A 23,230-nucleotide genomic window follows, 5' to 3' on the forward strand; every position below is an offset into this window, starting at 1 on the left:
CGGCGTGCGCCGAACCGGGAGCAGATCCATGACCAATCAGCCGACGGAGGTTTATCGCATCTTCGGGGCGGAGATGTCGCCCTATTCGGTCAAGGTGCGATCGTATCTGCGTTACAAGGGCATTCCGCATCAATGGATATTGCGCAATGCGGAAAGCGAGGCGGAGTTCGCGCGGCACGCCAAGCTGCCGATCATTCCGCTGGTGGTCGGCCCCGGCGAGGTGCCGATGCAGGATTCGACGCCGATCATCGACGCGCTGGAGCTCGACTTTCCGCAACCCACGATTCATCCCGGCGACGCGCTGACGAGCTTCATCTCGGCCTTGATCGAGGAGTTCGGCGACGAGTGGGGCAACAAGTGGATGTTCCATTATCGCTGGGCCCGTGATCTCGATCAGCGCGCCTCGGCCGGACGCATCGCCCGCATCCGCGCCCCCAGGGCGGACGAGGCCGAGTGCGGCGAAGTGGCGGATAAAGTCCGCGCCCGCATGGTCGAGCGGCTCTGGTATGTCGGCTCGAACGAGATCAACGCGCCGCAGATCGAGCAGGGCTTTGCCGAAATGCTCGACCTGCTCGAACGACATCTCTCGGTCAGGCCGTATCTGTTCGGCCACCGTCCGGCCTACGGCGATTTCGGACTGTGGGGCCAGTTCTACGAGCTGTGGACCGATCCGACCGCCGGCGCCCTGATCGAAGGCCGCGCGCCGCATGTGCTGGCCTGGATCCACCGCATGCTATGGCCGCGCGCCGAAGGCGAGTTCGAGCTGTGGCCGGAACTGTCACTGACCTTGATGCCGATCCTGACCCGCCAGGTCGGCGCGCTGTTCATGCCGTGGACGCTCGCCAACGAGCAGGCACTGGCGGGACAGCGCGACGTCTTCAGCGTGCAGCTGGGTGACTTCACGTGGACACAGAAGCCGCAGAAATATCATGCGCGCTCGTTGGCCATGCTCCGCGGCAAATACGCGTTCCTGCACGATCGAAGCCGACTCGACGTCGTGCTGGAGGAGATTGGTTGCCTCGCCGGATTGCAGCCGCGCCCCACCTGAGGGCGCGTGGCAAAAATGTGGGGACGAGCCGTAGGAAGTCGGCCGCCGGTGCATTAGCTTGATTCCTGCGGACGCTTTGGCCCAAGGACCTGCCCATGGACATCCCAGCCTACAAGATCGCCCTCATCGTCGGCGCCGGCGAAGGGCTCTCGGCCTCGCTGGCGCGGCTGTTCGCGCGCGAGAAGATCCGCGTGGCGCTGGCTGCGCGCAAGATCGAGAAGCTCGGCGCGCTCTGCAACGAGACCGGCGCCCGCGCCTACCCCTGCGATGCGACCAATCCGGAGGAAGTCGAGCGGCTGTTCGGCATCGTCGAGCGCGAGATCGGCGCGCCTGATCTCGTGGTCTACAATGCCAGCGCGCGGGCGCGCGGAGCGCTCACCGATCTCGTGCCGGCCGACGTGCAGCAGTCGATTGCCGTCAGCGCCTTCGGCGGCTTCCTGGTGGCGCAGCAGGCGGCACAGCGCATGCTGCCGAACAAGCACGGCGCCATCCTGTTCACCGGCGCCTCCGCCAGCGTGAAGGGCTACGCCCAGTCGGCGCCGTTCGCGATGGGCAAGTTCGCGCTGCGCGGCCTCGCCCAGAGCATGGCGCGCGAACTGTCGCCGCAGGGCATCCACGTCGCGCACTTCGTCATCGACGGCGGGATCAGGAGTGCGGCAAGGCAGGAGCCCGCCGAGCGCCCGGACTCGATGCTCGACCCGGACGCCATCGCTGCCAGCTATTGGAGCGTGCTGCAGCAGCCGCGCAGCGCCTGGAGCTGGGAGATCGAGCTCAGGCCGTGGGTGGAGATGTTTTGAGGCGCGGCGTAGTCATTCGATTGCCGATGCTCGCCTCAGAACGACTGTCATCGCCCGGCTTGACCGGGCGATCCAGTACGCGCAGCTCGCGGAGAGGAACGTGGACAGACCGCAGCGTATGGGATACTCCGCCTGCGCGTGGCATGACGGACGTCATATCATGAATGTGCTATGATGCGCGGCTCACGGTCCACTACTCTCAGGCCGCCGCTTGGCGATTCCGTAGACCGGTGCCTCAGCTCCTTCTCGAACCGCACCAAGGTCCAGTCATCGGGATACTGGCGAAGATCGAAGCCGGACTTCCTGGCGAGCGCAATCATCACGTCGTTGGTACGCAGTGCGTCACCCGACAGCGTGACGCCGCCGAGCGCAACCGCACGACGCTCGAGATTCGCGATCAGCGCCGGGCCGATGCCGTGGCCCTGCCAGCGGTCCTGCACCGACAGGCCGAACTCGACGCGGCCGGTATCGCGGTCGAGCGCGTAGCGCGCCTCGGCTACGATGCTCTCGACGCCGTCGTGATCCATCACGCCGATCAGGCTGTAACGGTCGTTGCGGCCGAGCGCGACGAAATCGTCGAGCACAGCCGGAGGCAGTTCGCTCAGCGCGCCGAGGAAACGCTTGTGACGCGAGCGCGGGCTCAAGGAGCGCACATAGGTCTGCAGCGCCTCGGCATCAGCCGATGTCACGAAGCGCAGCCGCACCTCCTCGCCACGCCGGGTGTGAATGGCGTTGGACGCGGCGGCGAAATCGGCAACGGCGGACGTCGGCATGACGGACTCCGGCGGAGATCAAATTGCCGGCGCCCTCCTTTGCGGAGCGGCGCCGGCGCGGCGGGACGAGTGAGGGGCTCAACCCCGCCAGAACGGCTTGTCGATCTCGGCGGCGATATCGCTACGGGACAGGCCGAGGTCGTGCAGGTCGCGCTCTGACCATTGCGCCAGCTCGTGCCGTGTGCGGTAGCGGAAGCGCCAGGCGGCGAGCAGCTCGGCCACCCCCGACCAGAAGCCGGGAGTATGATGTTTCGTCATTGACGAGGAGACGTAGAAAGACATGAAAGCCTCCTGTATCGCATTGAGCCTGCACTATCGGAGGCTTGCCTTTCATCTACAAACGACATTTACTACCGCTTCGGATGATATAACGTCATGTAAACGGGAGACCCTGAGTGACCCGGCTGCCGTCGCTGAATGGATTGCGGGCGTTCGAGGCCGCGGCGCGGCATCTGAGCTTCACCCGCGCGGCCTCCGAGCTGAACGTGACGCAGACCGCGATCAGCCATCAGATCAAGCGCTTGGAGGATGAGCTCGGGCTGCGCCTTTTCGTCCGCCAGAACCGTAGCTTGGCGTTGACGCCGCAGGCCCGCGACTATCTCCCGCTGGTGCGGGCGGCGTTCGACGATCTCCGGCTGGCGACCGAGCGGCTGGTGCGCAAGGACAACGCCAAGGTGCTGACGGTCTCCACCATCGCCTCGCTGGCCGCCAAATGGCTGCTGCCGCGGCTGACGGCATTCCAGGAAGCCCATCCCGGCATCGACGTGCGGATCACGACCTCGACCACCCTGGTCGACTTCCGCAAGGACGACGTCGACGCTGCGATCCGCTATGGCCGCGGCCACTGGCCGGGCGTTCGGGCCGAATGGCTGATGGCCGACGAGCTGTTTCCGGTGTGCAGTCCGGCGCTGCTGCAGGGCGACAAGCCGCTACGCTGTCCGGAGGACCTCGCGCATCACACGCTGCTGCAGGCGAGCGGCGGCTATGACGACGACTGGCGGCTCTGGCTGACCGCGGCGGGTCTGCCGGTGGAGATGTCGAGGCAGGGCCGGCTGAGCTTCGACCTGTCGCTGATGACCGTCCAGGCTGCGATCGACGGGCTCGGCGTCGCGATCGGCCGCACAGCCTACGTCCAGGACGACATCGCCAAGGGCCGGCTGGTGGTGCCGTTCAAGATGGCGCTGCCGAGCGACGCCGGGTTCTATCTGGTGACCCCGGAGGGACGAACCGATCCGCCGAAGCTGAAGGCGTTCCGGCAATGGCTGAAGGATGCAACGCAGCAGAAGTCGGCCGCCGGCAATTCTGTTCAGGCCTAGAGCGCCTTGAGCGCAAAGCTATTGGCCGCCAGGGCCTGGTGTGGCAGATTGTCGCACCTTTCCCCTCGGCCGGCGTAGAAATCCTCCGCACGAGCCTCTCGACGGTAGGAGTTTCCCCGCGTGTCCTCAACGTCAATCCCGCAGCCGGCTACGATCCATTCGCGCATCGGCGCGATCCTGCGCGCCACCAGCGGCAATTTCCTCGAGCAGTTCGACTTCTTCCTGTTCGGGTTCTATGCCCCGATCATCGCCAAGGCGTTCTTCCCATCGGAGAACGAGACTGCATCTCTGCTGAACGCCTATGGCGTGTTCTGGCTCGGCGCCCTGATGCGGCCGGTCGGCGCGATCGTGCTCGGTGCCTATGTCGACAAGATCGGCCGGCGCCAGGGCCTGATCGTGACGCTCGGCATCATGGCGGTCGGCACCGTTGTCATCGCGTTCTGCCCGACCTATGCGACGATCGGCATCGCGGCCCCGATCATCGTGCTGCTCGGGCGGCTGTTGCAGGGCTTCTCGGCCGGCGTCGAACTCGGCGGCGTGTCGGTCTATCTGTCCGAGATCTCCACGCCCGGCAATCGCGGCCTCTACACCTCGTTCCAGTCGTCCAGCCAGCAGGTCGCGATCTTCGTCGCGTCGGTCATCGGCTATGTGCTCAACCAGGCCATGCCGGCGGACATGGTGGCGGCCTGGGGCTGGCGCATCCCGTTCTTCATCGGTTGCCTGATCATTCCGCTGATCTTCTTCCTGCGCCGCACGCTGGAGGAGACGCCGGCCTTCCTCGCGATGAAGAAGCACCCGACCGCGCGCGAAGTATTCGCCTCGGCGCTGGAGAACTGGCGCATCGTGATCCTCGGCATGATGATCGCAGTGCTGACCACGACGATGTTCTACTTCATCACCGTCTACGGTCCCGGTTTCGGCAAGGAACTGAAGCTGTCGGCGGCGGATTCACTGCTCGTCACCCTGCTGGTCGCCGTAACCAACTTCTTATGGAATCCGGTTGGCGGCGCGGTGTCGGATCGGATCGGACGCAAGCCGGTGCTGGTGACCATCGCGGCTCTGGCGTTGCTGACCGCCTATCCCGCCTTGCACTGGCTCGCGGCGGCGCCGAGCTTCGGCAAGCTGCTCGCGGTCGAAATGCTGTTCTCGTTCTATTTCGGCGTCTACAGCGGCACCATGCTGGGCTGCCTGGTCGAGATCGTGCCTGCGCATGTCCGCACCACCTGCTTCTCGATCGCCTTTGCGCTGGCGGCCGGCCTGTTCGGCACCGCGACGCCGGCGGTCTCGACCTGGCTCATCAACAAGACCGGCGACAAGGCCTCGCCCGGCTACTGGCTGATGTGCGCCGCCGTGCTCGGTATCATCGCAGCGATGACCGTCTATCGCGGCGGCCGCCAGGCCGTCGCGGCGCGCGAGCCGGTCATTGCGTGATCGCTGCGAGGGGCAGCGCCTTCCTTGGCGCGCGCTTTCGGCGCATGATGGTGGGGAATGAACAGCAGCCGGCGGCAGCGGGTGTCGACGCTGCCGAAGGATGACCGCCATGCAGCACCTCATCGCTGTCGCCGAGAAGGTCGCGGCGCGGCTGATCGCCAACAAGCAGACCATTGCCGTTGCGGAGTCCTCCGCCGGCGGCCTGATCGCGGCGGCGCTGCTCGCGGTGCCCGGCGCCTCCGCCTATTTCCTCGGCGGCGCCGTGGTCTATACGCGCGACGCCCGCCGCGTGCTGATGGACATTCCGGACGAGGCGATGAAGGGCATTCGCTCGGCGTCAGAGCCCTATGCGGAGCTGCTGGCGCGGCAGATCAGGACACGCTTTGCGACCGATTGGGGCTTGTCGGAGACCGGCGCGGCCGGCCCGACCGGTAACCGCTATGGCGATGCGGCTGGCCATGCCTGTTTCGCGGTGGCCGGCCCCGCGACCGCTGTAGTCACCCTGGAGAGCGGCCGCAGCGACCGCTTTGCCAACATGCAGCTGTTCGCGAAAAGCGCGCTGGAGCTGTTGCTGACGAGGCTCGACCAATAAAATCGGTGTCGTCCCGGGCAAGCCCGGTGACGCAAAGCGTCAGCGGGCGCAGACCCGGGACCCATACCGCGTGATCTCGCTTGAGGCAGGCCACACGTTGAGCCCTCGGGCAAGCCAATGTCCGCCGGTGGCTATGGATCCCCGCGTTCGCGGGGATGACACTGAGTTTGGGGCAGCGCCAATGGTCTCGAAGCAGCGGCGTGATCGCCCTTGCCTCACTTCTCCCGGAACGCACGCATCAGCTGGTCGTGCAGCGGCTTCATCAGGTAGGAGATCACGGTGCGGTCGCCGGTCTGGACGAAGGCTTCGACCGGCATGCCCGGAATCAGCTTGACGTCGCCGAGCCGGGCGATCTCCTCCGGCGGCATTGAGACGCGGATGGTGTAATAGCTCTGGCCGGTGCGCTGGTCGGTGGTGACGTCGGGCGAGACGCGGCTGACGACGCCATTCAATTCCGGCGTGGTGCGCTGGTTGAAGGCGGAGAGCCGCAGCAAGGTCTTCTGGCCGACCTGCAGCTTGTCGATGTCCTGCGGATTGACCTTGGCTTCGACCTGGAGGTCGTCGCTCTGCGGCACGATCAGCATGATGGCGTCGCCCGCGGTGATGACGCCGCCCACGGTGTGGACGGTCGACTGCAGCACCATGCCGTCCTGCGGCGCGCGGATGTCGACGCGGCGCAGCTGGTCCTCGGCGGTGACCTTGCGCTCGACAAACTCGCCGATCTTGTCGGTGGTCTCGCGCAGGTCCTTGGACACCTCGCTCACCATGTCCTTGTCGACCTGGATGATCTGCAGCTCGGTCTCGCTGATCTTGCCCTTGGCCTGGGCGCGGGCCGCGATGAACTGCGCGCGCTCGCCATTGAGGCGGGCGGCGTCGCGCTCCAGGGCGGTCAGGCGCGACAGCTGCACCAGATGCTGCTCATACAGCTGGCGCACGCCATCGAGCTCCTTCTGCACCAGCGCGATCTCCTGGTCCTTGGCGCTGACCTGCGCCGAGAGGCCCTCGATCTCCTCGTTCAGCTGGGTGACGCGCTCGCGCAGCTGCGCCTTCTGCCCGACGCGGCCGTTGACGCGGACCTCGAACAGCTTGGTCTCGGAGGCGAGCAGGCTGTTGACGTCGGGATCGCTCAACCGCTGCAGCAGCTGCGGCGGGAACAGGATCTTGGCCCAGCCGCGCTGCTCCGCCTCGAGCCGGGCGGCGCGCGCCTGCAGCGCGTCGAGATTCTTGGTGACGATGGCGAGGCTCGCCTTGGTCACGGTGTCGTCGAGCCGCACCACGATGTCGCCGGACTTGACGACGTCGCCGTCACGCGCCCGGAGCTCGCCGACCACGCCGCCGGTCGGATGCTGCACCTTCTTGACGTTGGATTCGACCACGATCTGGCCCGGCGCGATCAACGCGCCGGAAATCTGCTGCGTCGCGGCCCAGCCGCCGAGCCCGCCGGCGACTGCAACGACGACGCCCATGCCGACCAGCAGGTGACGCCTTATTGACTCGCGCACGCTCTCCGGCTTGCGCGCCCTCGGAAGAGGACCAGCGACGACCTGACTGCTCATGACTTCGTCACTCCGGCCTCCGAGACGATCTTGATCGGTGCCGGCGGGCGCGGCTGCAGCACCTGCGCCAGCACCGTCTCCTTCGGACCGAAGGCCTGCGCGCGGCCGTCCTTCATGACCAGGACCTGGTCCACCGCCTCGATGCCGATCGGCCGGTGTGCGACGATGACGACGATCGCGCCGCGCGCCCGCGCCGAGCGCACCGCGCGCGACAGCGCCTCGTCGCCTTCGGTGTCGAGATTGGAGTTGGGCTCGTCGAGCACGATCAGGAACGGGTTGCCATAGAGCGCGCGCGCCAACGCCACGCGCTGCGCCTGGCCCGCCGAGAGCGCGGCGCCCTGCTCGCCGATCTCTGTATCGTAGCCGTCGCGCATCTTGATGATCATGTCGTGCACGCCGGCCTCCTTGGCGGCGGCGATGATGCCGTCAGCGGAGGCTTTCGGATCGAAGCGGCAGATGTTCTGCGCCACGGTGCCGCCGAACAGCTCGACATCCTGCGGCAGATAGCCGATGTGGCGGCCGAGCTCGTCCGTCGACCATTGGTCGAGCGCCGCGCCGTCGAGCCGGACATGGCCGCGCACCGGACGCCAGACGCCGACCAGCGCGCGGACCAGCGACGACTTGCCCGACGCGCTCGGGCCGATGATGCCAAGGCCGTTGCCGGCGGACAGCGCGAAGCTCACGTCCTGCACGATCGCCTTCTGATCGCCGGGCGCGACGATCGAGATGGCCTCGACCGAGAGCTTGCCGACCGGCGGCTGCAGCAGGGTCGGCGCCGGTCGCTGCGGCATCGTCTGCAACAGATGGCTGAGACGGCGCCAGCTCTGGCGCGCGGCAACGAAGCTCTTCCAATGCGCGATCGCGAGATCGACGGGCGCCAGCGCCCGCGCGCTCAGGATCGAGCCGGCGATGATGATGCCCGCGGTCGCCTCTTGATGGATCACGAGATAGGCGCCGACCGCGAGCACCGCGGACTGCAGCATCATGCGCAGCACCTTGGCGATGGCGCCGAGGCCGCCGGCGACGTCGCTGGCGCGCTGGTTGCCGGCGAGATATTTGTCGTTGGTCTCGCTCCAGCGCTGCATCAGCCGCCCGGTCATGCCCATCGCGACCAGCACCTCCGCGTTGCGGCGGCTTGCGGTGGCCAGATCATTGCGGCGGGCGGCAAGCCCCATCGCCTCCTTGGCCGGCGTGCGAGTGAGGAATTCGGTGATCAGCGTCAGGGTGACGAGGATGATGGCGCCGGCCAGCGCGGTGACGCCGAGCATCACGTGAAAGGCGAAGCAGATTGCCAGATACAGCGGCAGCCACGGCAGATCGAAGAACGCGCCCGGCCCCTGGCTGCCGAGAAAGCTCCTGATGTTGTCGAGGTCGCGCAACGGCTGCAGCCCTTCGTTGCGACCGCCGGCCGCCAGCGGCAACCGCACCACGGTGTCGAACACCCGCGCGTTCAGGCTCTCATCCAGGGCGGTGCCGATGCGGCCGAGAATACGGCTACGGATCATGTCGAGCGCGCCCTGAGCGGCGTAAAGCCCGGCGGCGATGATGATCAGGCCGATCAGGGTCGGCACGGACCGGCTGGGCAGCACCCGGTCGTAGACCTCGAGCATGAAGATCGAGCCGGTGAGGTACAGCAGGTTGATGATGCAGCTCATCGCCCCAACGCCGATGAAGGCGCTGCGGCAACCGCGCAAGGCATCGCTGAGCTCGGATTGCCTCACGTGAGGTGCGGCCGCCATCACCACCATCTCTTCAATTGATCAAATGAGCTGCATGACCGCCGATCAAAAGCACAAACTGGCGGCAAACAAGGCGAAATATACTGATTCCTGCGGTGAGCGTCCAACGATGCTCACTTTAGCGTAAATTAGCTATGTGCTTGGGTATGTCGCGTGGCGCAGTGCAAACGTTCAGCCGCGCCGGATCGCAAGCCCTAGAGCCGCCCGCCGGTCCGCACCAGCCGCACCACCAGCAGAAGAATGATGGCGCCGAGCGCGGAGTAGACGATTTCCGACACGAGGCCGGTCCCGATCCGGACGCCAAGCCGCGGGAAGATCAGGCTCGCGACCAAAGCGCCGAGCACGCCGATCACGATGTCGCCGACCAGCCCGAAGCCGGTGCCGCGCACGATCTTGCCCGCGAGCCAGCCTGCAACCAGGCCAACGAACAGAATGACCAGGATACCTTCGTTCGATACGTGCATGGCGCGTCCTCATCCGGCGCGGACGATCGGTCCCACGCGTGCCAGCACCTTAGCGAGGCCGCCGCGACGCTTCGACACGCGATGCACGGTTTCGGCCGGTGAGTAGCGCGTTTCGGGCGAACCGTTACGTCGCCGCCACACTTGCCGGCGCCTCGGCCAGGATACAGCGCGCCAGCCGCTGCGGCCCGAGCGCAATGTTCGGCGGCATCGCCTCCGAGCAGCGCGGCTGCGCCAGGCTGCAGCGCGGTGCGAACGAGCAGCTCCGCGGCGCCCGGTCGAGCGAGGGTGGCGTGCCGGGAATGGTCTGCAGCCGCTCGCCGCGCCTGGCACCGTGGATCGTCGAAGCCAGCAGGCCGCGCGCGTAGGGGTGCATGGGTTGGCGCACGATCTCGCGCAAGCTGCCCTGCTCCACGATCTCTCCGGCATACATCACGGCGAGGCGGTCGCAGATCTCGATCGCGACGCCGATGTCGTGGGTGACGAAGATGACGGACATGCCAAACTCGCGCTGCAGTTCGCGCAGCAGCAGCAGGATCTGGATCTGCACGGTGGCGTCGAGTGCGGTGGTGGGCTCGTCCGCCAGCAGCACTTTCGGCCGGCACGCCAGCGCCAGCGCGATCATCGCCCGCTGGCGCATGCCGCCGGACATCTCGTGCGGATAGGACTCCAGGCGACGCTTCGCCGAGGGAATCCTGACGACGTCGAGCATCTCCAGCGCCCGCGCCTGCGCTTCTGCAAAACTCTTGCCCTCGTGCCGCATGACGGTCTCGGCGATCTGCCGGCCGATGGTATAGACCGGATCGAGCGCAAGTCCCGGCTCCTGGAAGATCATCGACACGGAGCGGCCGCGAAACTGCGACAGCTCCTCGTCGTTCATCGCCAGCACGTCGCGGCCCAGCACCTTGACACTGCCGGAGATCTGCGTCCGCTTGTTCGGCAACAGCCGCATCAGCGCCCGCATGGTCACGCTCTTGCCCGAACCGGACTCGCCGAGCAGGCCGAGCACCTCGCCGTCGCCGAGCGACAGGCTGACGTCGTTCACCGCATGCACGGTGCGCTCGCCGGCGAAGCGGATGGTGAGGTTCTCGATCTCGACGAGGTTGGTCATGGCGGGTCTACTTCACCTTGCCTTCAGGAGCGCCTTGGCAGATTGCCGATCCAAACCGCCACCCTCCCCTGAAGGGGGAGGGTCGGCGCGCATGCAGCGCAGCGAAATGCGAGCCGGGGTGGGGTGAAAGCCCCTCCATTGACTCGCACTCAAACGGAGAGACCGTCACCCCACCCCGATTGCGCATTGCATGCGCAATCGACCCTCCCCCTCCAGGGGAGGGCGAGACCATCGAGCGGCATGCACAGATCTCCCTCATGGCAGCGTCGGCACCCTGGCGTGGAAATCAGTCGCGCGCTGGAAGGCGGCGCCGATGGTCAGGATCGTCGCCTCATCGAACGAGCGGCCGATCAGTTGCATGCCGACCGGAAGACCCGTCGACGTGAAGCCGGTCGGGATCGCCAGCGATGGCAGGCCGAGATAGTTCACCGGGCGGGTGAAGCGGGTGATGCGCTGGATCACGGCCTCCGCACCCGGCGCGCCGCCAACGTCGCTCTCGACGATCGAAGGTGTCACCAGCGGCGACACCGGTGCGACCACCGCATCGACGCCTGACGTCGCTGCGACATGCGCCGCCAGGGCCGCACCGCGCCAGCGCAGCGCTTCGAGATAGGTCACACCGGAAACGGCCAGCGCGTTCTGCAGCCGCATCAGCACCTGCGGGCCATAGTCCTGCGGCCGCTCGATCATCCAGCGCTTGTGGAAGGCGGCCGCCTCGACCGCGAGCACGAGCTGGCAGGCCGCGGTGAGCTGGCGCTGGTCGGGCAACTCGACCTGCACGACATCGGCCCCCTCGGTCTTCAGCACCGCAATCGTTGCATCGAGACAGCGCGCCACTTCAGGATCGAGGTCATCGACGTAGAACGCCTTGGGCACGCCGATCTTGAGACCCTTGATCGAAGCCTGGGTGGCCGCGACATAGTCCGGCACCGGCGCATCGCTCGCGGTCGGATCCTCGGGATCAGGACCAGCCATCAGCCCGAGCAGCAGCGCGCAATCCTCGGCGGTCTGAGCAAGAGGTCCGACCGTGTCGAGCGACTGCGACAGCGGCATCGCACCGGCGCGGCTGACGCGGCCCCAGGTCACCTTCAGGCCGGTCACGCCGCAGAAATTCGCGGGCATGCGGATCGAGCCGCCGGTATCGGAGCCGAGTGCCGCGAAGGTCAGGCGCGCGCCGACCGCCGAGCCAGAGCCGGACGACGAGCCGCCGGTGACGTAGCCGAGCTTCCAGGGATTGTGCACCGGACCGTAATGCGCGTTGTGGCCGGTCGGGCCATAGGCGAACTCGGCCATCTGCAAGGTGCCGAGCCGGATCGATCCGGCATCCTTCAGCCGCTGCAGCGCGGTCGACGTCGTCGTCGCCACGAAGTCGCGCCGGATCAGCGAGCCGCAGGTCGAGATGTGGCCGGCCTCGTAGTACATGTCCTTGTGGGCGAGCGGCACGCCATGCAGCGGGCCCTTCTGGCCTTCCTTGGCCAGGGCGGAATCGGCCTCGGCGGCCGCCTTCAACGCCGGCTCGGACTCGATCGCCATGAAGGCGTTCAGCTTCGGCTGCCACTGCGCGATGCGGTGCAGGCAGGAGCGCGTCACCTCGACCGAAGAGAGCTTCCTGTCCGCGATCGCCTTCGCGACGTCGGTCAGGGTCATCAAGGAAGGTTCGGTGCTCATCGGCCCACCTTCAGCGTCTGCGCCACGACGTAGCTCGCAGGCTCCAGGTCGAACGGCAGGGTGCCGGCGACCGCGGCGAAGTTGTCGAAGGCCGGTCCGATCGAGTCGGCGATGCGGGTCGCAACCTCCTTGTCGACGGGCAGCCCGGAGGCCTCCGCGATGGCACTGACTTGCTGGGGCGTGGGTCTGGTCATTCCGCTTCTCGCTGCTGGTGTCTGCCCGTCAGGCGGCCGGCGCCCGGCTGTGTCCCGAACCTGGGATCGCCATGTGGCAGGCGGCCTGATGGCCCATTGTATCCAGCTCCGTCAATCTTGGCGCGACATTCGAGCAGGGCGCTTCCGCAAACGGGCAGCGGGTGTGGAAACGGCAGCCGGCCGGCGGATCGATCGGGTTCGGCGGATCGCCCGAGAGCGGCGGCGTCTCGGTGCGCCGGTCCGGATCGGATGACGGCATCGCCGCCAGCAGCGCCCGCGTATACGGGTGCGCCGGCTTGGCCCAGACCTGCTCGACCGGACCGAGCTCGACGACCTCGCCGAGATACATCACCAATACGCGATCGGAGATGTAGTTGATGACGTTGAGGTCGTGGCTGATGAACAGATAGGTCAGGCCGAACTCGCGCTTCAGGTCCATCAGCAGGTTCAGCACCTGCGCCTCGACCGATTTGTCGAGTGCCGACACCGCCTCGTCGAGAATGACGAGCCGCGGCGACAGCGCCAGCGCCCGCGCAATGTTGACACGCTGGCGCTGGCCGCCGGAGATTTCGTGCGGATAGCGGTTGGCGAAGGTTTCGGGCCGCAGGCCGACCTTGCCGAGCAGCTCGCGGGCGAGCGAGCGCGCCGCGATGTCGGTCATGCCGTGCACCTTCGGCCCGAACGCGATCGACTCCTCGATCGTCAGCCGCGGATTGAGCGAGGCATAGGAATCCTGGAACACCATCTGCATGCCGCGACGCAGCTCGCGCAGTGACATCTCATGCCCGACCTGGCGGCCGTCGAAGATGATCTCGCCGGCATCCCGCTCCATCAGGTGCATCAAGAGCCGCGCCGTCGTCGACTTGCCGCAGCCGGATTCGCCGACGATGCCGACGGTCTCGCCCTTGCCAATGACAAACGAGACATCGTCGACCGCGCGCACCGTCTTGCGTGCGCCGAACAGGCCGCCGCGCACCGGGAAATGTTTGGTGAGACCATCGACCCGCAGCAGCGGCTGCGCCTTGCCGCCGAGGTCCTCGATCGGCTCCAGGCCGGTGACTGCCGTTGCTTCACTCATGATCATCAGCTCCGGATGTCCATGGCGCTGCGCAGGCCGTCGCTGAGCAGGTTGAAGCAGATGGAGACAGCAAAAATCATCGCGCCCGGCAGCGCCGCCACCCACGGATTGACGTAGATCGCGGTGCGGAGCGTGTTCAGCATCAGGCCCCATTCCGGCTCCGGCGGCTTGGTGCCGAGACCGAGGAACGAGAGACCCGCAGCGAGGATCATCGATACCGAGATCAGGCCGGTGGCGTAGACGAAGATCGGCCCGAGCACGTTGCCGAGCATGTGCGCGCGCATGATCGTGAACGATGAGGCACCGGAGGCCCGCGCCGCCTCGACGAAATCGCGGTTGCGCACACCCGTGGTGACGCTCTCGGCGACGCGGGTGATCTGCGGCACGAACACGATGGTCAAGGAGACGATGGAGTTGGTGATGCCGGCGCCGAGCGCGCCCGAGATCGCGATCGCCAGCAGCACCGAGGGGAAGGCGTAGAACACGTCGATGGTGCGCATGATCGCGGTGTTGACCCAGCCGCCGACATAGCCGGCGACGAGGCCGAGCAGCGTGCCGATGCCGAAGGCGAGGATCACCGGCGAGATGCCGATCAGCAGCGACAGCCGGCCGCCATAGATCAGCCGCGCCAGCATGTCGCGTCCGAGCTCGTCGGTGCCGAGCGGATAGCTCGGCGTGCCGATGTGGCGCAGGCGGCGGATCATCGAGCCCTGATAGGGATCGGCCAAATGCAGATAGGGCGCGAGCAGCGCCGACAGAAAGATCAGCATCAGGACCGTGACGCAGACCATGCTGACCTTGTCCCTGACGATGCGGCGGCCGACCGTCGCCCAATAGCCGCGCGCGTTCGCCACCGACGCGGCCTGCAGAGAGGCGTCGTTCATCGTGCTCGTGGGACTGACGCTCACCGCACTAGCCTCGCTTGATGCGCGGATCGATCGCGGCCTGCGCGATGTCGACCACGAGGTTGAGGATGACGAAGAACATCGCGAGCACCAAGATCGTGCCCTGCAAGAGCGGCAGATCGCGCTGGAAGATCGCCGAGTTCAACAACAGCCCAGAGCCGGGCCAGGAGAACACGGTCTCGATCAGGATCGAGCCGCCGAGCATGTAGCCGAGCTGCAGCCCCATGATCGCCAGCGCCGTCGGTGCGGCATTCTTCAGCACATGGCGGAACACATGGGTCTCGCGCAGCCCCTTGGCGCGCAGCGCCTCGACGAAATCCTGGCTCAGGATGTCGCCCGTCAGCGCGCGCACGGTGCGGGTGATGATGCCCATCGGGATCACCGACGTGGTGATCGCGGGCAGCACCAGGAAGCGGATATGGGCCCAGTCCCACGCCCAGGCGCCCGAGCCGGACGGACCGGCGCCGACCGCGGGCAGCCAGTTCAGCTCGACCGAGAAGATGATCACCAGGACCATGCCGAGCCAGTAATGCGGCACCGAGACGCCGGCGATCGCGATCGAGGTCGCGACCTTGTCGATCCAGGTATCGCGGAAATAGCCGGCGACGAGGCCGAAGAACAGGCCGAGCGAGAAGCCGATGATGGCGGCGGCGATTGCGAGCGTCACGGTGTTGGAGACCGCGCGCAGCACCTCGGCGAGCACGGGACGGCCGGTGGCGATGGAGTTGCCGAGGTCGCCATTGACCGCGCGCCACAGCCACAATCCGAACTGCACAGGCAGCGGCTTGTCGAAGCCATAAGCGACGCGCAGGTGCTGCGCGAGCTCCTGCGACGCGTCGGCTGGCAGCACCGCGACCAGGGGATCACCGGGCGTGATGTGAACGAGCATGAAGCAGACGAGCGCGACGCCGATGATGATCGGAATCGCATAGACCATCCGCCTGGCAGCATAAGAGAGCACGAGTCACCTGGTTTCTTCCTTCACCCATACGGGAGAAGGTGGTGATGGAAAACTCCCCTCCCCCTTGCGGGGAGGGGTCGGGGGTGGGGGTCCACGCGAAGACTGCCGCCGGAGGCCCCCCTCCCCGCCCCTCCCCCACAAGGGGGGAGGGAGCGCAACGGCGCACGTGCAGAGACTACCCCTCTATCAAGATCACGGCTCCACCGAGATCGGCGAGAAGTCGATGAACCAGCTCTTCGGCTGCACCACCCCCTTGACCTTCGGGCTCATCGCGCGCGGGCCGACGTCGTGGGCGACGTAGAGGAACGCCGCATCGTCGACCGAGGCCGCATGCAGCTCGGCGAGCGCCTTGTCGCGCTCGGTGGGATCGAAGGTCTGGCGCGCCTTCTTCACCAGCTCGTCGAACTTCGGATTGTTGATGAAGCCCCAATTGTTCGAGACCGGCGGCGCCATCGAGGACTGCAGGAAGCGCACCAGCGCGAAGAACGGATCCATCGCCGCGTAGGTGACGTTGGTGGCGTTGGCGCCGTTGGCCGAGGGATCCTTGGCGCCGCGGCGCCAGTTGGTGAACAGCGTGTTCCACTCGATGACGTCGAGCTTGACGTCGAAATAGCACTCGGCCAGCGCCTGCTGCAGATACTCGTTCATCGGCAGCGGCTGCATCTGGCCCGAGCCCGACGCCGAGGTCTGCGTCTTGACCTCGAGCTTCTTGTTCGGGCCGTAGCCGGCCTCCTGCATCAGCTTCTGTGCGGCCGCCTTATCGTACTTGATCTCGAAGGTGACATTGCCGCGCCAGGGATGGCCCTTCTCGAAGGTGCCGGTCGCCGGCACCATCAGTCCGGCGAGCAGGCCATCCTTCAGGCCTTCGCGATCGATGCAGAGATTGGCGGCCTTGCGGACGCGGATGTCGTTCCAGGGCGAGCCTTCGACGCGCGAGAACTGCCAGGGCCAGACATGCGGCTGCTCATTGGCGTAGAGCTTGAAGCCGCGCTGCTTGATCTCGGGCAGCGCATCCGGCGCCGGCGCCTCGACCCAGTCGACCTGACCCGACAGCAGCGCCGCGGTGCGCGCATTGGCTTCCGGCATCGGCAGCAGGATCATCTTGTCGGACTTCGGCACGCGCGCCTTGTCCCAATAGGCCTCGTTCTTCGCCAGCTCCAGCCGCTCGCGCGGCGTGAACTTGGTCATCTTCCATGGGCCGGTGCCCGACGCGTCCTTGGCGAAGGCGGCCCAGGCGGCTTGCGACTTCGCCTTGTCGTCGGCGCCGGTCGCGGCCTCATAGAGCTTCTGCCACTTGGTCGGGCTCGCCATGAACAGGTTGGTGAGGTTGATCGGCAGGAAGCTGTCCGGCTCCTTGGTCGTCAGCTCGACCGTGAGGTCGTCGATCTTGCGCGCAGACGCCAGCGTCGGCATGCGCGAGGCGGTGACGCCGACCTGGCTCGGATCGAATTGCGGCGCGTCCTGCTTCAGCACCTTCTCGACGTTCCACACCACGGCATCGGCGTTGAACGGCGAGCCGTCATGGAAGGTGACGCCGGGGCGCAGCTTGAACGTCCATTTGGTCTTGTCGGCATCGTCGACCTTCCATTCGGTAGCAAGGCCGGGAATGACGACGCTCGGCTTGTCCGCCGACGATAGGTCCCATCCCGTCAGCGCGTCATACATGGTGAGGCCGGTGAAGCGGTTGCCCTCGAAGCCTTGGTCGGGCTGGCCGAGCGTGCGCGGAATGTCCGCCGCAGTCATGCCGATGCGCAGCACGGATTCCGCGCTGGCTTGCGCCGGCAGCGCGAGGGCCGAGACCGTCGTCATCATGGCAGCCGCAACAGCCGCACGTTCCTTCATTGAGGTCGCAATACGCGAAAGCACGATCAACATCTCCGATCAAGCTGGCTAAATTCTGTGCATCGTTATGCAACGGCTATGCCAGCGATGCCTTCGCGCACGGCCCTGCGACGCGAGGTCACAACCGTTTGTACTCAAATGATCACGACCGGGGCTTGGCACCCGGATTGCAGGTTTCGCGGATCGAATTGATCCGATTGCCACGGAGCTTCACCCGCATGCGTATCCTCAACTCACTGCTTGCCACCGCGCTTGCGCTCGGCCTCTCTGCCGGCGCGGCGCGGGCCGAAACCGTTCTGCGCTACGGCATCTCGATGGCCGACATCCCGCTGACGACCGGCCAGCCCGATCGCGGCGCCGGCGCCTATCAGTTTACCGGCTATACGATCTATGATCCGCTGGTCGCGTGGGACATGAGCACAGCCGACAGACCGGGCAAGCTGATTCCGGGTCTCGCCAGCGAGTGGAAGGTCGACGAGGCCGACAAGACCAAGTGGCGCTTCACCCTGCGCAAGGGCGTCAAGTTCCACGACGGCAGCGACTTCAATGCCGACGCGGTGATCTGGAATCTGGACAAGGTGCTCAACGATAAGGCACCGCAGTTCGACAAGCGGCAGAGCGCGCAGGTGAAGACGCGGCTGCCGTCGGTGGCGAGCTACGCCAAGATCGACGACTCCACGGTGGAGATCACCACCAAGACGGTCGACTCCTTCTTCCCCTATCAGATGCTGTGGTTCCTGATTTCGAGCCCGGCGCAGTATGAGAAGCTCGGCAAGGACTGGGACAAGTTCGCCAGCCAGCCCTCCGGCACCGGCCCGTTCAAGCTGACCAAGCTGGTGCCGCGCGAGCTCGCCGAGCTCACGAAGAATTCCGAATATTGGAACAAGGACCGGCTGCCGAAGACGGACAAGCTGGTACTCGTGCCGATGCCGGAAGCACTGACCCGCACCAACGCGCTGCTCGCCGGCCAGGTCGATCTGATCGAGACGCCGGCGCCGGACGCCGTGCCGCAACTCAAGGCCGCCGGCATGAAGCTCGTCGACAACGTCACGCCGCATGTCTGGAACTACCATCTCAGCGTGCTGCCGGGATCGCCCTGGACCGATATCCGGCTGCGCAAGGCGCTCAACCTTGCCATCAACCGCGACGAGGTCGTCGGTCTGATGAACGGCCTCGCCAAGCCGGCCAAGGGCCAGGTCGACCCGTCGAGCCCGTGGTTCGGCAAGCCGAGCTTCGAGCTGAAATATGATGTCGCCGCCGCCAAGAAGCTGGTCGAGGAGGCCGGCTATTCGCCAGCCAAGCCGCTGAAGACGACCTTCATCATCGCGCAGGGTGGCACCGGCCAGATGCTGTCGCTGCCGATGAACGAATATCTGCAGCAGAGCTTCAAGGAGATCGGCATCGACATCGACTTCAAGGTCGTCGAGTTGGAGACGCTGTACACGCATTGGCGCAAGGGCGCGGCGGACGAGATGAACGCCGGCATCACCGCCAACAACATCGCCTATGTCACATCGGACCCGCTCTACGCGATCGTCCGCTTCTTCGCCTCCGACCAGATCGCGCCCGTTGGCGTCAACTGGGGCGGCTACAAGAACCCCAAGGTCGATGCGCTGATTGCTGAAGCCAAGCAGACGTTCGATCCGGCCAAGCAGGACGAGTTGATCGCGCAGGCGCATGCGGCTGTGGTCGACGATGCGGTGCTGGTCTGGGTCGTGCACGACACCAACCCGCACGCGCTATCGCCGAAGGTCAAGAAGTTCGTGCAGGCGCAACACTGGTTCCAGGACCTGACGACGATCGGGGCGGAATAACTGACCGGGCCGGCTGCTGTCGCGCTCGCAAAGAAAGAAGCCCGGCGTTTTGCCGGGCTTCCTCTTCAGCACGATAGCCAATATTTCATTTCCCGAAGGCGCCCGAGTCAAATTTGTAGGAGGCCTGGAGAAAGCCGCCGTACCGCTCGTAGCTGAAGGTCGTGGGCGACCCCGGGACTCCAGGAAATTGGGTGGTCCCACTGGTCGTCCGGGCGTACCAATAGCGGCCACCGACGCCGACGCTGAAATTTCTCGTCACGTCGTATGACACAACGCCCTCGAGCTGGTAGCCCCAGCCATTTCCAGATTGCGGAAGCGGATTGATGTCTGGCCGCAGCCAGTGATTGTCGAATCCGCTCAGCCGGACATAGGGCAGAACGGCGCCATCGAGGGTGACGTTCCAGTTCTGGCCGAGCTTGAAGACGCCGTTCAACCCCACACGGAGCGAATCCCAGTTCTCGGTCTTGCTGAGCACCAGCACGCCCCCCGCAACAGGATCGAGACCACAGATAAACGGATTGGTCGCGACCTGGATACATCCGTATGCGTTGACGGTTTCGTAGAAATGGTTGTAGCCGATGAAGCCGCCGACCTTGAACGCCGGCCCCCTCCAGAAATTGTAGCCGGCGTCGATCGTGCCGTACCAAAGCCTGCCGCTGTTCACGCTGCTGTCCGTATTCGAGTACGGAATGACGGCTGGCGGGAAGTCTTCGTCGTTGAGCCTGCCGCTGAAGATGTTGCCACCGCCCGCAAAGCCCTTGGCGAAGAAACCCAGACTGTGATCGGCCCTGGCGAACCCCTCGCCGGCATGGCTGTTGAGATTCTTGTAGGTCAGCAGAGAATTGGTTTGGCCAGCGACGAAAGGATCGCCCAACGTGTAGCGGGTGCGGCCCGAACTGTAGAAATAGCGGGCGCCGACCTCGAACTCCCACAGCGAGACCGGCGGAGGCGGCGCCTTGACCGGGAGATCCGCGGCCGACACCGCGCCGGCCCCGAGCACACAAGCCACAGCAGCGATGAGGCTGCCCGCAACTGGTAGAGTGAAACGCTTGATCGCACCCCGTGCCGGCCTGGCCTGCGTCAAACCAGCCGCACTCCTGTCCTCAGAAGACTGCATCGATGCCCCCCTCTGCAGCTCTTTCTATCTTGAGTAGAGACATGCTACAAGTTCGCGCAGATTCATGCAATCGACGCCACATGACACAAGTTGCTTCTTATCCCCCTGTTGCAACCTCGCAACAAACGCAATGCGCTCGACGCCTGCTCGATTGCGCTATCCTTGTACCCGTCCCGCGGACTGGAGCGCGCTATCGTTCGGTCAAGCTCGTCATCCTGTCGCTCGCATTCATCGGCAAGCTCGCGGCGGTGGACGCCCAGACATCATCCAATGGGCCTGGAAACCCCTTCGTCCCATCGTCATCGAAGCACGATCCGGGCAAGCTGCCGCGTGCCAAGCGAAGCCTCCCGCCACGGCATTCCACCCGCCCCGTCCCCGGCACGGAAGAACGCAGCAAGCGTTGCCCGCCCTATTCGGCTTATGTGGTCTGCAAGTGATGAGCATACTCATCGCGCGGGCACCGAACCTGGCAAACGAGGCCGCCGCGATCTGATGCGAACTCGGGAACGGGGCACCGGCTACTTCGTCAGCAGTGCGTACGCCCCGTTCCAATCCTCGGGCGGCGGATTGACCTGGTAGTTGCGGATGCGTGCGTCATAGAGATCATAGAGCTTGGCCAAGTCTTGTCCCTGGTCGCTCTTGCGGCCGCGCTCGATCGCGGCCAGCGCCCCTTCCCAATCGCGGCTGCGATAGCTCGCCAGCATCTCGATGGTGAGGTTGCGGAGCAACTGGAAGCGCTCGGAATACATCACGTCCTCGCGGCCGGCGATGGCGTAGATCACCTCCGGCTCGGTCTTACCCTTGACCATGATGAAGTCGAGCTCGAGAATCGCGAGCCGGTCCTTCACGGCCATCGCAGTCGCCGAGCCGACGATGATCGGAAAGCCGTACTCCTTGGTCTGGCCCTCCAGGCGCGAGGCGAGGTTTACGCTGTCGCCAAGCGCCGAATAGTTGAACTTCAGGTCGGAGCCCATGTTGCCGACCACGCCGATGCCGGTGTTGAGGCCGATTCCGACCTTGAGCGGAATGTAGACGTGGCCGCCATGCTCGGCCTCCTGCTCGCGTTCGCCGTTCACCTGATCGATCCGCTCGAGCATGTCGAGCGCCGCCTCGCAGGCATTGATCCGATGATCCTTGTCGGCGAGCGGCGCGTTCCAGAACGCCATGATGGCGTCGCCCATGTATTTGTCGACATAGCCCTTGCGGGCGATGATGGCGTTGGTCAGCGGCGTGAGGAAGCGGTTCATCAGCTGCGTCAGGCCCTGCGGATCGTGCTTGTAGCTCTCCGAGATCGTGGTGAAGCCGCGCACGTCCGAGAACATCACCGTGATCTCGCGCTCCTCGCCGCCCAGCGTCGGCGGCGATTGGGCAAGCTGCTCGACCAGCACCGGCGACAGATATTGCCCGAACACCGAGCGCATCTGCCGACGCTGGTTCTGCTCGCGGACGAAGTTCGCGAAGATCAGCGTCAGATAGATCGCCGTCGTCGACAGCATCGGATAGGTGAAGTCGATCAGCAGCCGATGCTGGGTGTAGAAGTACCAGGAGATCCCGAGCAGAGCGGCCGCGAACAGCGCCCCGACCACCACGAGTGTGACGGCGCCGAGTTGCGGCGCGAAGACGATCACGAGCAGGCCGAGAAGGAGCGCACCGAAGAACTCGGCCGGGAGTCCCCAATAGGGCGGCGTCAGAATCGCGCCGGTCAGAGCACTCTCGAGCACCTGAGCATGCACCTCGACGCCCGGCATGGCCGGAGAAATCGGCGTGGTCTTGATGTCGTTCAGGCCGGTGGCCGATGGCCCGATCAGCACCAGTTTGCCGGCGATCTTCTCCGGCGGCACCCGACCCTCCAGAACGTCAATGGCCGACACGTAGATCGATGGGTCACTCTCGGCATAATGCAGCCAGAGCTGCCCATTCGCGTCGGTCGGAATCTGTACAGCACCCAGACCAAGACCGATGATGCCACTCTTGTCAGTCCTGATCCGAATCGTATCCGTGCGGGTCGCGACCCGCAGCATCTCGAAGCTCAGGGAAGGCATGATATCCCCCTGAGCCAGCATGATCATCGGCACCCGGCGAATGATGCCATCGCGCTCCGGTTTGATGGTGAACAGGCCGCGACCAGCGGCCGCATGCTCGATCACGGGGACGTTGCGCAGCAGCCCGGGAAAATTCCACATGAATGGCGTTGCATCCTGGCTGTGGCCCAGCGTCACGATGCCTGTCACAGGCAAAGTCTTGTCGAGGCCTGCACGAGCCTCAGGACCACCGGATTCGCCGAGCACTACGCGCGACCGCTTCAGCGCGTCGGCGAGCACCTGGTCATTGGATGGCAATATCCTCAGCTTCTCGCGCGTCGGCTCGTCGAGATTTGAAAAAGTCTCGGCCGCGAGCCCGGGATTGAGCCGGTCCGGCTCGGCAAACACGACGTCGAAGGCAATTACCACGGCGCCGAGTCGGGTCAGAGTGTCGATGATCTCGGCGATCCGCGTGCGCGGCCAGGGCCACTGACCGAGCTTGGGATTCGCGAGACTCTTCTCGTCGATATCGACGATGGTCACCGGCCGCAGCGTCTTGATCCGCGGACTCAGCACCTGGAAATTATCGAAGGTCCGGACGCGCAGCTCCTGCACCAGGGCAGGGTCTGCCACACGCAACGCCGCGAAGCCGATCAGCAGCAGCAGGCAGATCATGCGCGCATAGCCGAACTTGCGCGCGAACCACCGAGGTACTGCTCTCAATCGTTTCATGCAGCATCCGATATCACGCCGAAGCCGGCGATCCGAGTCGTCCGGTTATCCGGACCGCGTTCCGCTCGGCGACG

20 protein-coding genes are annotated in these 23,230 nt (G+C 65.6%); 6 read left to right on the plus strand and 14 right to left on the minus strand.

Annotated features, from left to right (window positions below; genetic code table 11):
- The first annotated feature begins 28 nt into the window (after nucleotides 1-28).
- Nucleotides 29-1,048, plus strand: a complete 1,020-nt coding sequence (locus QX121_RS16435) for a glutathione S-transferase family protein (protein WP_315812495.1) — start codon at nucleotides 29-31, stop codon at nucleotides 1,046-1,048.
- Nucleotides 1,049-1,143: 95 nt separating this feature from the next.
- Nucleotides 1,144-1,845 (plus strand): SDR family NAD(P)-dependent oxidoreductase, encoded by a 702-nt coding sequence (locus QX121_RS16440; RefSeq protein ID WP_315734802.1) that lies wholly within the window; start codon nucleotides 1,144-1,146, stop codon nucleotides 1,843-1,845.
- A gap of 158 nt (nucleotides 1,846-2,003) precedes the next feature.
- Here QX121_RS16440 and QX121_RS16445 read toward each other — a convergent pair whose 3' ends face one another.
- Both QX121_RS16445 and QX121_RS16450 read right to left on the minus strand, forming a co-directional pair.
- Entirely contained in the window at nucleotides 2,004-2,618 is a 615-nt protein-coding gene (locus tag QX121_RS16445) for a GNAT family N-acetyltransferase (RefSeq protein WP_315775539.1), read from the minus strand.
- A 78-nt stretch (nucleotides 2,619-2,696) separates the two neighbouring features.
- Entirely contained in the window at nucleotides 2,697-2,900 is a 204-nt protein-coding gene (locus QX121_RS16450; protein ID WP_315753607.1) for a DUF1127 domain-containing protein, read from the minus strand.
- A gap of 113 nt (nucleotides 2,901-3,013) precedes the next feature.
- Between QX121_RS16450 and QX121_RS16455 the strand changes: the two genes are divergently transcribed.
- The 3 genes from QX121_RS16455 (at nucleotide 3,014) to QX121_RS16465 (ending at nucleotide 5,957) form a co-directional block, all read left to right on the plus strand.
- Nucleotides 3,014-3,934 carry a transcriptional regulator GcvA gene (locus QX121_RS16455; protein ID WP_315734808.1) on the plus strand — a complete coding sequence of 307 codons (921 nt, stop codon included), beginning with the start codon at nucleotides 3,014-3,016 and terminating at the stop codon, nucleotides 3,932-3,934.
- A 120-nt stretch (nucleotides 3,935-4,054) separates the two neighbouring features.
- Nucleotides 4,055-5,365, plus strand: a complete 1,311-nt coding sequence (locus QX121_RS16460; protein ID WP_315775542.1) for an MFS transporter — start codon at nucleotides 4,055-4,057, stop codon at nucleotides 5,363-5,365.
- A gap of 109 nt (nucleotides 5,366-5,474) precedes the next feature.
- Nucleotides 5,475-5,957, plus strand: coding sequence for a CinA family protein (locus QX121_RS16465; RefSeq protein WP_315812496.1), 483 nt, complete (start codon nucleotides 5,475-5,477; stop codon nucleotides 5,955-5,957).
- Between the two features lie 215 nt (nucleotides 5,958-6,172).
- Here QX121_RS16465 and QX121_RS16470 read toward each other — a convergent pair whose 3' ends face one another.
- The 10 genes from QX121_RS16470 to QX121_RS16515 form a co-directional block, all read right to left on the minus strand.
- Nucleotides 6,173-7,513, minus strand: coding sequence for an HlyD family type I secretion periplasmic adaptor subunit (locus QX121_RS16470; protein WP_315734814.1), 1,341 nt, complete (start codon nucleotides 7,511-7,513; stop codon nucleotides 6,173-6,175).
- Complete coding sequence (locus tag QX121_RS16475; RefSeq protein ID WP_315812497.1) at nucleotides 7,510-9,252, minus strand: type I secretion system permease/ATPase; 1,743 nt, start codon at nucleotides 9,250-9,252, stop codon at nucleotides 7,510-7,512. The genes QX121_RS16470 and QX121_RS16475 overlap by 4 nt, the downstream gene beginning before the upstream one ends.
- A gap of 194 nt (nucleotides 9,253-9,446) precedes the next feature.
- A complete protein-coding gene (locus tag QX121_RS16480; protein ID WP_315713716.1) occupies nucleotides 9,447-9,716 on the minus strand; it encodes a GlsB/YeaQ/YmgE family stress response membrane protein in 270 nt (89 codons plus the stop codon).
- Nucleotides 9,717-9,840: 124 nt separating this feature from the next.
- Nucleotides 9,841-10,824 carry an ABC transporter ATP-binding protein gene (locus QX121_RS16485; RefSeq protein ID WP_315812498.1) on the minus strand — a complete coding sequence of 328 codons (984 nt, stop codon included), beginning with the start codon at nucleotides 10,822-10,824 and terminating at the stop codon, nucleotides 9,841-9,843.
- 255 nt (nucleotides 10,825-11,079) lie between these two features.
- On the minus strand, nucleotides 11,080-12,492 hold the full coding sequence (locus QX121_RS16490; protein ID WP_315812499.1) for an amidase: 1,413 nt from the start codon (nucleotides 12,490-12,492) through the stop codon (nucleotides 11,080-11,082).
- Entirely contained in the window at nucleotides 12,489-12,686 is a 198-nt protein-coding gene (locus QX121_RS16495) for a hypothetical protein (RefSeq protein WP_006611297.1), read from the minus strand. The genes QX121_RS16490 and QX121_RS16495 overlap by 4 nt, the downstream gene beginning before the upstream one ends.
- A gap of 28 nt (nucleotides 12,687-12,714) precedes the next feature.
- Complete coding sequence (locus tag QX121_RS16500) at nucleotides 12,715-13,764, minus strand: oligopeptide/dipeptide ABC transporter ATP-binding protein (RefSeq protein WP_315812500.1); 1,050 nt, start codon at nucleotides 13,762-13,764, stop codon at nucleotides 12,715-12,717.
- 5 nt (nucleotides 13,765-13,769) lie between these two features.
- Nucleotides 13,770-14,648, minus strand: coding sequence for an ABC transporter permease (locus tag QX121_RS16505; protein WP_315812501.1), 879 nt, complete (start codon nucleotides 14,646-14,648; stop codon nucleotides 13,770-13,772).
- 28 nt (nucleotides 14,649-14,676) lie between these two features.
- A complete protein-coding gene (locus QX121_RS16510) occupies nucleotides 14,677-15,630 on the minus strand; it encodes an ABC transporter permease (protein ID WP_315812502.1) in 954 nt (317 codons plus the stop codon).
- Between the two features lie 192 nt (nucleotides 15,631-15,822).
- Nucleotides 15,823-17,472, minus strand: coding sequence for an ABC transporter substrate-binding protein (locus QX121_RS16515; protein ID WP_409999346.1), 1,650 nt, complete (start codon nucleotides 17,470-17,472; stop codon nucleotides 15,823-15,825).
- A 218-nt stretch (nucleotides 17,473-17,690) separates the two neighbouring features.
- Between QX121_RS16515 and QX121_RS16520 the strand changes: the two genes are divergently transcribed.
- Nucleotides 17,691-19,286 carry an ABC transporter substrate-binding protein gene (locus tag QX121_RS16520; RefSeq protein WP_315812503.1) on the plus strand — a complete coding sequence of 532 codons (1,596 nt, stop codon included), beginning with the start codon at nucleotides 17,691-17,693 and terminating at the stop codon, nucleotides 19,284-19,286.
- An 85-nt stretch (nucleotides 19,287-19,371) separates the two neighbouring features.
- On the opposite strand, the gene QX121_RS16525 is transcribed toward QX121_RS16520, so the two are convergent.
- Both QX121_RS16525 and QX121_RS16530 read right to left on the minus strand, forming a co-directional pair.
- Nucleotides 19,372-20,403, minus strand: a complete 1,032-nt coding sequence (locus QX121_RS16525) for a hypothetical protein (RefSeq protein WP_315812504.1) — start codon at nucleotides 20,401-20,403, stop codon at nucleotides 19,372-19,374.
- Nucleotides 20,404-20,921: 518 nt separating this feature from the next.
- A complete protein-coding gene (locus QX121_RS16530) occupies nucleotides 20,922-23,156 on the minus strand; it encodes an adenylate/guanylate cyclase domain-containing protein (protein ID WP_315812505.1) in 2,235 nt (744 codons plus the stop codon).
- Nucleotides 23,157-23,230 lie beyond the last annotated feature (74 nt).

Source organism: Bradyrhizobium sp. SZCCHNR2028, assembly GCF_032380995.1.
GTDB lineage: Bacteria > Pseudomonadota > Alphaproteobacteria > Rhizobiales > Xanthobacteraceae > Bradyrhizobium.